Raw genomic sequence first — 13561 nt, 5'->3', positions numbered from 1 at the left:
CGGCGGCGCAAATTGGAGGACGGACATGATCAAGACAACACATGTGGGATCGCTGCCCCGCACGCAGGAGGTGGTGGACTTCATTTTCGCGCGCGAAAATGGGACGCCCTATGACGCTGCCGAATTTGATGCCTGCATGACCGCCGCTGTGTCCGAGACGGTTCGCAAACAGGTGGACGCGGGTATCAACATTGTCAGCGACGGTGAAACGTCCAAGATTTCCTACGCGACCTATGTGAAGGACCGCTATTCCGGTTTTTCAGGGGACAGCCCGCGCAATCCGCCCGCCGATCTGAAGATGTTTCCCAGCTTCCTTAAACGACTGTCAGATGACGGCGGCACGCCCAAATATGCGCGGCCCATGTGTACCGGTGAGGTGCGCTCAAAAGGGCAGGGCGAACTGGCAAAGGATATCAAAAACCTCAAAGCCGCGATGCAGGAGCATGGTGCTGAGCGCGGTTTTATGAACGCCGCTTCTCCTGGGGTGATTTCTTTGTTCCTGCAGAACGATTATTACCCAACGCGTGAGGCGTATCTGGCGGCGCTGGCCGATGTAATGAAGGCTGAATATGAAGCCATTGTTGCAGCCGGTCTGGACTTGCAACTGGACTGCCCCGATCTCGCCTTGTCGCGCCATATGTTGTTCAGCGATCTGAGTGACGCTGAGTTTTTGAAGATCGCTGAAAGCCATGTTGACGCCTTAAATCACGCCCTGTCGGACGTGCCTCAGGATCGCGTAAGAGTTCATATTTGTTGGGGGAATTACGAGGGGCCCCATTGCTGTGACATTGCGATGGACAGCGTGTTCAGCACCCTGATGCGCACCAGATCGCGCTATGTGCTGTTCGAAACATCGAACCCGCGGCATGGGCATGAATGGACGGTGTTCCGCGACCGTAAATCTGAAATTCCCGACGACAAGATCCTGGTGCCCGGTGTTGTGGATACCACGACGAATTTTGTGGAACACCCCGAACTGGTGGCGCAGCGCATTCAAAGGTTCACAGATATCGTGGGCGAAGATCGTGTAATCGCAGGAAGCGATTGTGGTTTTGGTACATTTGCAGGTTTCGGCGCGGTGGATCCGGATATCGCCTATGCAAAGCTCGCGGCGCTTTCTGAAGGCGCAGCTTTGGCCGGGGGCGGACAATGACGCCACTGCTCCTCCTGCCGGGAATGATGTGTGATGCCCGGCTTTTCGCGCCTCAGATCAACGATCTGTCTGGTGACGTGACCCTGATGACTGCGCCCATCGGTGCGCATGCGACGATGGCTGAACTTGCGCATGAAATATTGCTAAATGCACCGCCTCGTTTTGCATTGGCGGGTCTGTCGATGGGCGGGATCGTGGCAATGGAGATCCTTCGACAGGCGCCTGAGCGGGTTGAAAAACTCGCCCTGATGGACTCCAATCCGCTGGCGGAAAAACCCGACGTCAAAGCCGGGCGTGAACCTCAGATTAAAGCAGTTCAGGCTGGGGACTTGCGCCGGGTCATGCGGGATGAAATGAAACCCAACTACCTGGCTGACGGGCCACATCAGGGCGCGGTTCTGGACCTGTGCATGGCGATGGCAACGAGCCTTGGCGCTCAGGTTTTTGTGAACCAATCCATTGCATTGCGCGACAGACCAGATCAGTGCAACACGCTGCGAAATTTTCATGGCCCGGCGCTTGTCCTGTGCGGGCGGCATGACAAACTTTGCCCTGTGGAGCGTCACGAACTGATGCATGAACTGCTGCCCAACAGCCAGCTTTGTATCATTGAAAATGCGGGCCATCTGCCCACCGTTGAAAACCCTGAAGAAACGACAGCTGCTTTGCGCCGCTGGCTGGAGGCCGAATGAACAACGAACTTTTTACATTGCTGCGCAATGTTGACACGCCCACTGTCTGCAACGCCATCGAAGTGGCCCAGGGCAAACGCGGTTTTAACGCCTTTACCCGCGGCACGATGCTCTGCAGTGCACCAGATGCGGCCCCGGTCGTTGGCTATGCCCGCACCGCCAGGATCGCGGCGCTTGCCCCGCCAACTGAGGCGCCCGAGGTCATCCGGTCGCGCCGGATGGACTACTACCGCTACATGGCCGAGGCGGAATTCCCGGCCGTTGCTGTCATCGAAGACATGGACTACCCCAATTGCATTGGCGCTTACTGGGGGGAAATCAATACGACAGTTCACAAGGGTTTCGGCCTTTCGGGCGCGTTGACCAATGGGGTCATGCGCGACCTGGGAGACCTGCCAGACGGTTTTCCCGTCGTTGCGGGGTCTGTGGGCCCCAGCCACGGTTTTGTTCATGTGCGCGAAGTCGCAACAACCGTCAACGTTTTTGGCTTGCAAGTCGCTCCGGGCGCGCTGATCCATGCCGACAGACACGGGGCGGTCGTGGTCCCGGACGGCGTGATACCTGAACTGGAAGACGCAATTCTGAAGCTGCTCAAAACAGAACGGATCGTACTGGATGCCGCAGTCCGGGAGGGCTTTGATTTCGCGGCTTTTGAAATTGCGTGGAGTGCGTTTGAGAAGGCGCGGACCTGATGCAAGGCGGCTTATGGAGCGGCCTTATTCGTCGATTACTATAACAACCAGCGTTATCGCGAGAGCCTGAACAACGTCACACCTGTCGATGTCTACTTCGGGCGCGATAAAACGATCCTGCGAGAAAGAGAGTAGATCAGCCGTGAGTGGCCTAAAAGGCGGCGCGCTCCCTCATAGTTTCCGGGATGAACTTAGAGCATGATGTGGGCGGCCTGATGCCGGAAAAGATGAAGGTTCACGACCAGGCCTGGTTCGCGCTTGATCCGTTTCTTGACCGATTTGGCAAGGTCAGGGTCACCGGTGCGGCTGCCGTCTCCTGGCCATTCACCGGCACTATGACCACTGCCGAAACACGGCCGCATCGCGAGGTTCCAGAACTGTCTTTGACCTTGTCAGTGGCGAATACCTCCTTTGCATTCTCAAAAGCGGCCTGGATCGCTCCCCGACCACTGACGGCTACGCACGCGGTGCACCGTAATATTCGCGAACTCAAAGCAAAATCGAGCGTTATCATCAGACGTTGAAGAACCGCCATCCTGCTGGAGAAATGCAACCTGCCTGATGTTCCCGAAGCGCATCTCATTAACTCAGTTCCAAGATACGCAATTTGCAAATTTGGCAGGATACCAGCCATTTGAAATTGAAAATGGCTCCTGAAGACAAATCACTACCGGTGTTTGGAGAAATCACCACGAAAGTCAAATCGAGGCTAAGCGGAGGGGGAACCGTCACATTTGTGTTCAAATATTCACCTCGAGGATTGCCTGGATGGGAAAACGGAGAACTGAAAACTCGTTTGTTAGAATAACGCACAAAAAAACACAAATTCCGTGCATCCCGAGAGTCAGATTTTTACTAATGTATTGAAAGTATTGGTAGCGGTGGAGGGATTTGAACCCCCGACACGCGGATTATGATTCCGCAGGCTCGCGGTGTCAACTCGTTCCTATTGGTTGATAACCTGTTGTAAATATGAAATATTGATAAGGTAGGAACGTGCAGGAATTTCTGTCAATCACTCAAAACGCACAAGAAACGCACAAGAAACGCACAAAAAATGAAAATCAGACTGAACGAAAAAAAGGTGGCAGATTTGAAGCCCGCCCAAGTGGGGTACGAGGTTCGCGACGAATTGGTGCGCGGCCTAATACTGCGAGTCGGAAAAAAGGGCCAGAAAGTCTGGGAAATTATGACTTTTCGTGGTTCGAAGCGGCTACGAGTCCGACTGGGCACATTCCCAGGGTTGAGCGTCAAAGAGGCAAGAAAAAAAGCTGAGGCAGCGAAAGAGGTTGCTCTCTCGCCGTTAATTTGCATCGACACAAAAACTGTCGAGGATCTGTTCGCTAGTTATAAAGCAGCAAAAGAATCTAAGATGCGAAGCTGGCGCGACGTTCAGTCAGTTTGGGACAACTGGGCTTTGCCCAGGATAGGTCATGTTCGGGTGGCAGACATTTCAGTGCATCACGGTCTTGATTTGCGTGACTATGTTGCAAGTCAGTCCAGTGAAATTAGAGCCGGCGCTGTAATCCGATATTTGCGACCAATGTTTGCTTGGGCAGCAGACGAAAGAATAATTAGTGCGCATCCCTGGGCTGGTCTGAAAGCTGGTGCTACCGCAGAGGCGAGGGATCGTGTTCTTACATCCTTGGAATGGACTTCATTGTGGCAGGCAAGTTTTTCAGAGGAATACCCTCTTGGCCCGTTTGCCCGCGCTCTGATGCTCTCCGCGCAGCGACTAACAAATGTCGCATCTATGCGGTGGGATGAAATCCATGGGGATGTCTGGACAATTCCCAGGCAGAAAATGAAAGCCACACGAACTTCAAAAGCTTCAGCTCATGAGGTCCCATTGTCAAAAGCACTTGCAAATTTGATCGCAGAACAACCTCAAATTGGCCCGTTCGTTTTTACTACTCGGGGGGACAGGCCAATTATGCCAGGTTCTCGGCTAAAGAACCGGCTGGGAAGTGTCGCCGGCTTTGGTGACTGGCGTTTCCATGACGTCCGGAGGTCAGCGGCAACCGTAATGACCGTTGGGAACTCCGATGTGAAGGTCCCCCGCTTTATAGTGGAAAGGGTTCTGGGCCACGCCGACACGAGTGTTACTGCTGTATATGACCGCGCAAGTTATCGAGAAGAAAAGCGCGAAGCGCTGGAGGTTTTGGCAGCGTCGGTGACTCTCCCCTTTTGATGCGGTCTGCAATTCGACGGCGACCTGCCTGACAGATGGCTTGGGTGCGCAATCGAAAGCCGCTGCCCAAAATATCTTACCCCGAGTTTTCGAACGGAATAAGCAATAAGGACGCAGTGCTGTTGCCGCAGGAATTCGTCATTAAGGGCGGTGAGCAGCCATTTGCTGCTACCAGCATTAATACTGTTTAGCGGGGCTTTACAGACTTTCAATCGGAGCTGTCCAACAGTCACTTCTGGCCCATTGCGGCCGTTCGTGTTCACCGCAGTCAAGCTCCGGTTTGAGCCCTTTTACTAATTTCTGCGTTGCAACGAATGACAGCTATAGCAGGCGGATTAGCTAATACGATTTCCCGCCAACAATCGTGGGCCTACGCACCTCCGAAACTGCGCCTCGCAGCAGAAAGATCTATCGAAGCTGTCTTGATCCGCGATTTTCAGGGATGACATTAGGCAACATGGCCCGAACTTCGTGGCCATCGACCAGAGAACACTCAATCTTTCCTTCGAGCCGAAAGCGGTCAATCGCCTATTGGTTCACCCGATGTGGCTTCATGCCAATCTGCGATCCTCTTGCAAAGTGGGCCCATCCACATTTGAGAGTACAAGGGCTCAGATTCACCATTGGGAATGAATGAAATCACATCATATTCGTCCGTCTCCCACGTGCCGATGTATTCTCCGTCTCTGGTCACAACCGACCCATCGTCGCAAAGATTGATTTTAAAGCGATACGGCTGGCTCAAGTATTTATCGCAAGCCTCCATCGCATTTGTTGCGGCCATGGCCTTGTCAAATTCGGTGCCACTTGCAATCGTTTTTCCGTACCCTGTCGCCAACCAATCAAATTCGATTGAATGCTCTTCCGCAACTTGCGGGACACGCTCATTGATCTGAATTTCGAGATCTTTGTAGTTGAACACAGTCTTCATCTGCTTTGATTTTGCGGCTGGAGAAATTGTTCGCCTTCGCAGCGTCGGTCTGAACTGGCTTCGACGAGATCGATTCGACGGCGTCGGCTCCTGGAGCGAAAAGAGTTGCTCGGTCCGTAGTGGCTTTGAGGCAGGCATGAGATTCCTCCCAGCGCTCCATGGCGGGGTTTCATTGGCTTCCGCGAGGTCCATTTGCAGACTTAGATTGTCGGGGTGGAAAGTGTCACCGTGATCGCTTTGGTCTTGGAACACTGATGCAAAGCCGACGATAACCGGCATTCGGCCTGAGCTTTTTCCAACGCTCGGTATGGAGGTGTTGAACTTGGGGGCGTAGGCGCGAATGGCAGTGCTCTCCCGCTCATCCATCTCTTCGTAAGCGCAAGGCGCAAAAGCAACCGACCAGGTTAACGAGGTGTCTGAAACCCTATGATAGATATTGCCCAGGCTCTCGATTGAACGCCACTGTAAGCGGTTGCTTTGCCCGATGTAGACAATCTCCTTGGCGCAACCGATCATATAGATGCCGGACGGCGCCCGAGTTCTTGAAAGTAGGGCGGTGAACTCTTCGTGCCTGTTGCGAAGGAATACTTGGCGTTTCCAGAGATGGAAAAGTTCACTGCTTCTTAGCATCCAATCGCCTTCTCAGTAGATGACTTTGGCCGTATTTGCCTAGAGAGTTGAATACACCAAAAAAAATCCAAAGGGAAAACTAACTTCGATGGAGAGGAGAGGCATGGATGACCCTGCGCGCGCGGATTTTTTTGGGGCCGGAGTCGCTATCGTTAGGTCCTCAAATTTCTTGGGGAATGTAGGTTAACATGGGTCGTTTTGACCCACTTACATCGCCGTGAATCCAACGTTTCTGTCGCAACTTGTCCGCCCAAAGAGGGCTTTGCCACGGATTTGTGGCACTGACGTGAACAACAGTTTTCGTGATGTGAACTATCCCGAAAACGGCCATTGGCGTACCCGGGGGAGGCGCACAATCAGGTGTCGCATGAGACGATATACCGAAGCCTTTATATCCAGGCGCGGGGTGCTCTTAAGAAAGAGCTTCTGGAACACCTGCGCGCCAAACGCACGGTCCGGCGCTCCAGGCACGCGAGCCTCAAGCGCAACGGTTTGGGGCAGTTCAAGGATGCTGTCTCGATAAGCGAACGGCCCGCGTCTGTTGAGGATCGTTCCGTGCCGGGTCACTGATGGTGTGGATACCTCACCCATGAACCGGCATCGAAGTGTGCCATATTGGTGATGTTGAAAGCACCAAATTGGAGGAGGCATCCATGGACGAGGTTACAATCATTGGAGTGGACTTGGCAAAGTCGGTTTTCCAGGTCCACGGCGCGACGGCATCTGGAGAACCTGTATTCCGCAAAAAACTTTCGCGCGGCCAGTTCTTGCGATTTATCAGTGACCAACCCGCTTGTGTAGTGGCGATGGAAGCATGTGCCTCTTCGCACTATTGGGGCCGTGAGATTATGAAACTGGGGCACCAGGTCCGTTTGATCCCGCCGATCTACGTAAAACCTTTTGTGAAGCGGCAGAAAAACGATGCGAATGATGCAGAGGCTATAACGGAAGCGGCAGTCCGGCCGACGATGCGGTTTGTGCCCGTGAAGACTGCCGTACAGCAATCCCAATCAATGGTGTTTAAGACTCGTGATCTTTTGGTTCGGCAGCGCAATCAACTGATCAATGCACTCCGTGGTCATCTGATGGAATATGGGATCATCGCTCCACCGGGCCGGAACTTTGTGAAGAAGCTGGCGGAACAAATCGAAAACCCAGAGAGCGGCTTGCCCCCCATCGTCGTTGAACTGAGCCGCGTGCATTTGGATCAGCTCAGCGTTTGCACAGATAAGATCGTGGTGATGGAACGGCGCCTCAAGGATGAGGCCAAGTCTGATCCTGAAACAATTCGGTTGCAGACCGCACCGGGTATTGGGCCTGTGAGTGCAATGGCAATCAAGGCCTTCGCCCCGCCGTTGGAGGGCTTCAAACGCGGTCGCGACTTTGCAGCATGGCTCGGGTTGGTGCCGGTGCAAAAATCTACGGGTGGGCGTCAAATACTGGGCCGGACATCAAAGATGGGGCAGCGCGATATCCGGCGATTGCTGATCATTGGGGCCATGACCCGGATCAGATGGGCGATCAAGAACGGCCCACCCAAGGGCTCGTGGCTGGAACAGATGTTGGAACGCAAACCGCGCATGCTGGTGGCAATAGCCTTGGCCAACAAAACCGCTCGGACGATCTGGGCGATGATGACAAAGCACGAGGATTATCGAGATCCGGTCGCGGCAGCGTAAAACTGCAACGCTCGGTATGATGTGAGAAGGACATTGAACAGTAAGGACAAATGATCGATCAGATCGAGGTTGGGAAAACCAGGCCTTCCCAGAGAGCTTCGCGCTCGTGACATTGATATGGACCCGACCTTCGCATCGCCATACCGGCCCGCGGCATGTGAAACGCCGCAAACTGAGGCCTGACACATGACCGTACCCGATCACATGTTCAAACGGTTCAAGAAAATCCTTGCATCAAACGGGGTATCCACACATGGGAAGGTGATCTGATTGGCGGTTCCAGGAACAGCTACGTTGCAACGCTGGTAGAGCGGCACTCTCGCTATGTAATGCTGGTCAAAGTCGCCAATAAAGACACCAACAGCGTCGTCTCTGCCCTGATCAAGCAATCGCAACGATTGCCAAGAGAACTCTACAAATCCCTGACATGGGATCGTCACTCTCAACGAATGTTAACATTCGTTTGCCGTGCAATGGGAAAGGAACTGGCAGACCATCCACGTCTGACCATGGCAACGGACGTCGAGGTCTACTTCTGCGACCCGCAATCGCCTTGGCAACGTGGATCAAACGAAAACACCAACCGGCTGCTCAGACAGTATTTGCCGCGCGGAACGGACCTTTCCGTTCATTCCCAAGCCAAACTCAGTGCCATCGCCAGGCAGCTCAATGAGCGGCCCCGCAAGACCTTGCAGTATCAAACGCCAGCTGAAAGGTTTACCGAGTGTGTTGCGGCGATCAGTTGAACCCACCGCCCTTACCGGACCTTCAGTCTCGCTGAGCGCCGCATTGCAGTAGTCCGCAAAGCGGACTCCTGTGGCTGGCGTAGTATTGGCCTGTTGCCGGTTTCGTGGACACGAAGATAAAGTCGTGACCACGACTCTGGAGACGGCCGATGAAGGCCGCAGGCAATTGCGGTGGGCACGCCAAAAGGCATCAAAGTGCGATTACCGCCAACTGATCTTGTCGCGGTCGATGCCCTGCAACACACGGCCGAGCGAGCTGTCTGCATCTGTCAGATGGATTATCAGGTGGTCCATACTCCTCGTGAGCGGGATCATCAGCCAATTCAAGGCATAGGCGCGCTGTTCAGTGGCCAGCCTTTCCTCAAACGCGGATTTGGCGAAAAGGAACCCCAGATCGGCCTTGAGCTCGTCGCGCAGGCCTTCGATGTCGATATCCGGCCTGGCGGTGACGTGATCATAGAACAGGTCCAGCCCCATACACAGTGTGGTCCAGCCCTCCATGCCCCGACAGCTTTGATACAGAACAGCGCGCAAGGCGGTCTGGCGGCTTGGATATTCGCGGTTTTGCCGTGTTTCCCACTCGTAGCCGCGCCAGTAATCCGCGCGATTATCCTCTCGGACCATTTCGAACAGGTTGCAATAATTGGTGCCTGGTGTCGCGGCCGTGTGCGGCAAACACACCAGCGCATCCACAGGCCGCATCTGCGGTTGGTTGGCCAGATCCTCGCCCAGCAGTTCCAGAGCGCGCACGATCGCGCGGCGTGGCTGCGGCTCCACAAGCACGGTGATGCGCCCGCCTGTCACCGTTTGGTCCGGTTCCACATCCCAATCCGGCACCTCCAGCGCGCGGGCGATATCGGTGATGGTATCGCAGGTGGCTGCCTTCGTGCGGCGCGAGGTGCGCAAAGGCACAACGCGGTTCTTGGCGATATCCCCGCGATCCCAATCGCAGCGCGCGTGATCCACGAACTGATCCACCCCATCGGCCACGATCACCCGCCCGGAGTCAAAGATGTCATACATAAGATCGCGGTGTTCGGTGCTCCAATCCTGCCCCTCGTCTACCAGTAAAAAATCGTAGGGCGCGAGGACTTTTTCGCAGTATACGCTGATGTCTGCCCAAGTCTTGCACCCTTCTGGGTCACAGGGGCACTTTTTGCCATCCACCTTGTTGGCGCAGCACGGCACATCTTCCTTCAGGAAGGCCTTTGGGTGACGCAGGGCGTGCAGAAATAGCGCCTCACGTTCTTCCAGACGGTAAAGCTTGCCTGCGTGTTTCACCGCATCCATACCGAATGCAAGGCCAAACAGCTCTCGCATCAACATCCAGCGGGTGTCCACCTCCGGAACCGGAGAGATATCTTTGTGGCGATCGCGGATGACGGTCAGGGCGCGCGCCATGTCAGAGATAAGCCCGTGGTTGTAGGTCACGATCCGCGTGCTTTTGCCCTGTCGCGCCAGATGAATGGCCATCTGAATCAGGGCAAAGGTCTTGCCCGTGCCAGCGCGGCCGCGAAACATCAGTAGCCCGCTGCCCAGTCTGCGGACATAGGCCTGCTTGTCCACATCGAACCGCTTTTGCGTCAACGCATTGACACGCATCAAATCAAGTCGCGTGGGGACCACCTTGGCGGTCAGGGCCTTTACCAGGCTGTCGTAGCTGTGGTGTTGGCTGTCCTGGTCCGCCGGGACAAGGGTTTGCACCTTGCGCTGCGCGTCATTCACCACAAAGCGGTCTATTAGTTGATGCCAATTCAGATCCGCGCAAAAGATGCCTGTGCGCCCGCTTGGTGTTGCTCCAGTCAAAGCGCCCGGCGGCACGCGGGGCAACCAGAGCACCGATTGCACGAATGTTGCTTCGCGCCGTGCCTTGCCATAATAGGGGGACTTCTGAAGAGCCTTCAACACCCAGACCTGCGCATCTGCCTGCGCGGTTGCATTGTGCCATGCACCGTCATATTGCACCTCCAGATGGGTGCCGTGACGCTGCACCGCGTCGGGCGAGTGATTTTTCACCTCAACACAGGCAACGAAAGACTGCACCGGAACGCCTTGAGAGGTGCAGAACATATTCTTGGGCGCGCGTGTGTCTTCAAACACCAAAACGCAGTCAATCTCCCGGTTCTTTGCGAAAACCTGCGGCACGATCGCCAGCCGGATCCCTCGTTGGTCCAGTTCTGGCGCACTCTTGAGTAGGGCGGTTTTCAAACGTTCCGCATTGGCTTGTTCCGATGTTGCATCGGGACCAAGGATTTCAACTGTCATATTGGACTTCTCCAGGCACCTGGGAGACAATTTTTTCGGCACTAAAATAATTCGACATTAAGGCAAGTACTTGGAACAGTTCACAACTTCGAAATTGCACCACGGGAAACAATGTTGCCGTTTCAACACAGAAGACCTACGTGAGGTGGGTGTTGATGCGGCGACTGAACTCCTTATTCCTTCAGCTCTACGGCCTGATCGTCGAAAGTAGACAGTCGCCGATAGCGGATTGTTGGGTATTCACGATCGACCTGAAATACCACATCAGCCTTGCTCGGGACGACGTTGCGTGTCCCCGACGCTGTCATTCGAGCAGGCGCCCATCGGGATCCAAGTACACGCCGTCTGACAGATAGACCGGCTCGCTTTCCACAACGCAGAGGTCATCATAAAGAACGCTCTCGGACGATCGACCCAGACGAAGATCCATTTCCTCTGCCAAATCACGCAGTACCTCGATGAGTTCGTCCCGCGATCCTTGCAGCGTGACCTCCCCGAACCGTCGGCCTTTGCCATCAATTTCGATGCTCACATCCTGTGCTCGGCCACCGAGGTTCGGCACGCTAAGGCGCATCGCGGCAGTCAGCCCGTCCCGATTGCGATAGACCGGCGCAGCGCCAAAGTCGCTCGCGGTCGCTGTCTTAATGGCTCCGCCGGGTTTCCCCCCGAGGTTGCCGCAAGTCAGGCGGAGCAACGTGTGGTCACCAGCCTCGGCATAATACTGCTCGCGGGCATAGTCGAATTTCGTAGATTGATAGATGGTAACAGTCATGCTGGTTCCTTTAGGTGATCAGACTTGAAGAGAGCGCACAGCGATACCGTTGGCGGGCATATCACCCACGCGACAAGCGGATCTGCTGTGCGATTTTAGATAGGTTAGGCGTGCCTGGCGCCCCGAAGATGGGACTTCCGGCTGGAAGGTTGATACCGACCCTTACGTTTGTGGTAGCAGGTCACAATCGTACCGTCGGTATCGACGATTGCCCGGACCTTTGTTGCGGCGGCGATCGTCTGACCGTTGTATCCAGCGGCTTCGAGATGCCGTGCTGCGCGTCCCGACAGGATATATTCCTCGCAGCCACGCTCTGCTTTCGCCCGTGTCCCATACAGAAGCACGAGATCAAGGATAGCGCCTCGAATGCCTCGCTGGGCAATGCGCGTTGCGGCATGGTTACTGAGCATGAATGTTCCTTCCGCGCAGATCGACATCATGACCAGGTCTCCTCGAACTGCTTCTTGATCTGAGCACGGTGACGCTGAAGCTCGCCGAAACGAAGGACCACGGGATCGTCATACATATTAACGAAAGTCAGTGCCTTGGTGCCTTCGTCCTTCTTGCGAGCCTCTTTCTTACGCCGTTGGTACTCGGTCAGCGTGTCCTCGTTGATGTGTCGATCTTCTTGATAGGGGTTCACCCAGCTCTGGATACGATCATCATCAGTGTAATCTTTTGGGCACCAGCCTTTCTCATGGCAGTGCTGAGCGACGAGGCGATCGTACTCTTCAGCCAGATCAGGGTGGCGCTCCTCGTAGAACGCCCGCCAAGCTTTCAGCTTCTTGAGACCGGCGTCCCGCTGCTCTTCAATCTGCTGAGCGTGCGCGTGGCGGATGGCATCCGCAAAGGCCTGGACCGAAACGGGGTCTTTTCCCTCCTTGGCTTGCTGTAGGACCGTCGACAGACGAATGCGCCCCTTGACGATTGCCTCCGCCAGTTTCGGATTGCCCCCTGAGATTGCGTCAACAAGCTCAATGTCCGGGATGTACCCAGCTGCATTCGGCGCTTCTGCTACTTCGGCGCCGACAAACCATCGCGTGTCGACATAGTCCTCGATTTGCGAAGACAGTCGCAGCATTGCTTCGCTGAACAGGTTGCGCGAAGTCTCAACTCTCGGGTTCGACGTTTCGAGACCAAAACACTTCTTCTGCTTGCTGGCACGCGCATCGTTGTGACCGCCTTGAAGGCGCGGATCGGCAAGGCCGTACTCAGAGGCAAGACGAGCGATTTCATCATCCTGATCCGGCACCTTGAGCGCATGTCCTGCCACGATCGCGAAAAGTACGGGAGCCAGTTCCATGATTTGCTTCTGGCTGACCCCGTAACGCCAGCGCATCAGTTCATATGCATTATGGGACGCTGCGGACACATGGGCCTGAATGGAAACTTCTCCCAAGCCCAAGTCAGCGAAAAACGGGTCAAAATCCTGAGGTTCGCAGTTCAGAACACGTGCGATCTTTTCCAGGTCCTTTGGTTTGGGCGTATTTTCCCCCGACTTCCAGCGGTTCACAGTGCGTGTAGACACGCCGACCGCTTTTGAGAACTTGTCGAGGGTCTGCCCCTCTTCCTTGAGCTTTCTTTTGAGGAGGTCTGCTTTGAATGACATCGGTGCTTCCTTTGCATCTATGACCTCAACATAAACGCCAAAATCAACTATCTCAATTTGACATTAAATGGCGCATATTACTGCACCATAGCGCTTAATGGGGAGTTTTGGACCAAATTCGCACGTAAATACGCCATAATGTGCGACATTTTAAACGCGTGGCATCACAGGCGCTTCGCGGAGATTACCTCCAAATCAGGT

Annotated in this window: 11 protein-coding genes and 2 pseudogenes; 8 read left to right on the top strand and 5 right to left on the bottom strand. The window is 54.8% G+C overall.

The window, feature by feature from the left end:
- Positions 1-25: 25 nt before the first annotated feature.
- The 5 genes from DWA01_RS00850 (at position 26) to DWA01_RS00830 (ending at position 4728) form a co-directional block, all read left to right on the top strand.
- Positions 26-1153 (top strand): cobalamin-independent methionine synthase II family protein, encoded by a 1128-nt coding sequence (locus DWA01_RS00850; RefSeq protein WP_114283728.1) that lies wholly within the window; start codon positions 26-28, stop codon positions 1151-1153.
- Complete coding sequence (locus tag DWA01_RS00845) at positions 1150-1845, top strand: alpha/beta fold hydrolase (RefSeq protein WP_114283727.1); 696 nt, start codon at positions 1150-1152, stop codon at positions 1843-1845. The genes DWA01_RS00850 and DWA01_RS00845 overlap by 4 nt, the downstream gene beginning before the upstream one ends.
- Complete coding sequence (locus DWA01_RS00840; protein ID WP_114283726.1) at positions 1842-2537, top strand: RraA family protein; 696 nt, start codon at positions 1842-1844, stop codon at positions 2535-2537. The genes DWA01_RS00845 and DWA01_RS00840 overlap by 4 nt, the downstream gene beginning before the upstream one ends.
- 203 nt (positions 2538-2740) lie before the next feature.
- Positions 2741-3061, top strand: a complete 321-nt coding sequence (locus tag DWA01_RS00835; RefSeq protein ID WP_136057642.1) for a hypothetical protein — start codon at positions 2741-2743, stop codon at positions 3059-3061.
- Positions 3062-3594: 533 nt separating this feature from the next.
- Positions 3595-4728 carry a tyrosine-type recombinase/integrase gene (locus tag DWA01_RS00830; protein WP_114283724.1) on the top strand — a complete coding sequence of 378 codons (1134 nt, stop codon included), beginning with the start codon at positions 3595-3597 and terminating at the stop codon, positions 4726-4728.
- A gap of 520 nt (positions 4729-5248) precedes the next feature.
- Here DWA01_RS00830 and DWA01_RS00825 read toward each other — a convergent pair.
- Positions 5249-6289 (bottom strand): GIY-YIG nuclease family protein, encoded by a 1041-nt coding sequence (locus DWA01_RS00825; protein WP_114283723.1) that lies wholly within the window; start codon positions 6287-6289, stop codon positions 5249-5251.
- Positions 6290-6646: 357 nt separating this feature from the next.
- Between DWA01_RS00825 and DWA01_RS00820 the strand changes: the two are divergent.
- The 3 genes and pseudogenes from DWA01_RS00820 to DWA01_RS00810 form a co-directional block, all read left to right on the top strand.
- Positions 6647-6856, top strand: a pseudogene (locus DWA01_RS00820) (IS30 family transposase); the annotation flags it as partial.
- Positions 6857-6942: 86 nt separating this feature from the next.
- Positions 6943-7968, top strand: coding sequence for an IS110 family RNA-guided transposase (locus DWA01_RS00815; protein WP_114283875.1), 1026 nt, complete (start codon positions 6943-6945; stop codon positions 7966-7968).
- 254 nt (positions 7969-8222) lie between these two features.
- A pseudogene (locus DWA01_RS00810) lies at positions 8223-8714 on the top strand (IS30 family transposase); the annotation flags it as partial.
- Between the two features lie 201 nt (positions 8715-8915).
- Here the strand turns inward: DWA01_RS00810 and DWA01_RS00805 are convergent.
- From DWA01_RS00805 to DWA01_RS00790, 4 genes are all read right to left on the bottom strand, one after another.
- The gene (locus DWA01_RS00805) at positions 8916-10562 is read right to left on the bottom strand and encodes a DEAD/DEAH box helicase (RefSeq protein ID WP_136057641.1); all 1647 of its coding nucleotides are present in this window, start codon (positions 10560-10562) and stop codon (positions 8916-8918) included.
- Positions 10563-11283: 721 nt separating this feature from the next.
- Positions 11284-11751 carry a hypothetical protein gene (locus tag DWA01_RS00800; RefSeq protein ID WP_114283721.1) on the bottom strand — a complete coding sequence of 156 codons (468 nt, stop codon included), beginning with the start codon at positions 11749-11751 and terminating at the stop codon, positions 11284-11286.
- A gap of 104 nt (positions 11752-11855) precedes the next feature.
- Positions 11856-12191, bottom strand: a complete 336-nt coding sequence (locus tag DWA01_RS00795; RefSeq protein ID WP_114283720.1) for a hypothetical protein — start codon at positions 12189-12191, stop codon at positions 11856-11858.
- Complete coding sequence (locus DWA01_RS00790; protein WP_114283719.1) at positions 12188-13360, bottom strand: helix-turn-helix domain-containing protein; 1173 nt, start codon at positions 13358-13360, stop codon at positions 12188-12190. The genes DWA01_RS00795 and DWA01_RS00790 overlap by 4 nt, the downstream gene beginning before the upstream one ends.
- Between the last annotated feature and the right edge of the window lie 201 nt (positions 13361-13561).

The sequence above is a fragment of the Candidatus Halocynthiibacter alkanivorans genome, from assembly GCF_003333265.1.
Taxonomy (GTDB): domain Bacteria; phylum Pseudomonadota; class Alphaproteobacteria; order Rhodobacterales; family Rhodobacteraceae; genus Halocyntiibacter_A; species Halocyntiibacter_A alkanivorans.
Note: the sequence above shows the minus strand (reverse complement) of the source record. Positions and strands in the feature narration are given on the sequence as shown.

Coding starts and splice junctions, on each gene's coding strand:
- DWA01_RS00790 (WP_114283719.1), bottom strand. CDS start 13,360: ATGTCATTCAAAGCAGACCTCCTCAAAAGAAAGCTCAAGGAAGAGGGG.
- DWA01_RS00825 (WP_114283723.1), bottom strand. CDS start 6,289: ATGCTAAGAAGCAGTGAACTTTTCCATCTCTGGAAACGCCAAGTATTC.
- DWA01_RS00840 (WP_114283726.1), top strand. CDS start 1,842: ATGAACAACGAACTTTTTACATTGCTGCGCAATGTTGACACGCCCACT.
- DWA01_RS00845 (WP_114283727.1), top strand. CDS start 1,150: ATGACGCCACTGCTCCTCCTGCCGGGAATGATGTGTGATGCCCGGCTT.
- DWA01_RS00795 (WP_114283720.1), bottom strand. CDS start 12,191: ATGATGTCGATCTGCGCGGAAGGAACATTCATGCTCAGTAACCATGCC.
- DWA01_RS00830 (WP_114283724.1), top strand. CDS start 3,595: ATGAAAATCAGACTGAACGAAAAAAAGGTGGCAGATTTGAAGCCCGCC.
- DWA01_RS00815 (WP_114283875.1), top strand. CDS start 6,943: ATGGACGAGGTTACAATCATTGGAGTGGACTTGGCAAAGTCGGTTTTC.
- DWA01_RS00800 (WP_114283721.1), bottom strand. CDS start 11,751: ATGACTGTTACCATCTATCAATCTACGAAATTCGACTATGCCCGCGAG.
- DWA01_RS00850 (WP_114283728.1), top strand. CDS start 26: ATGATCAAGACAACACATGTGGGATCGCTGCCCCGCACGCAGGAGGTG.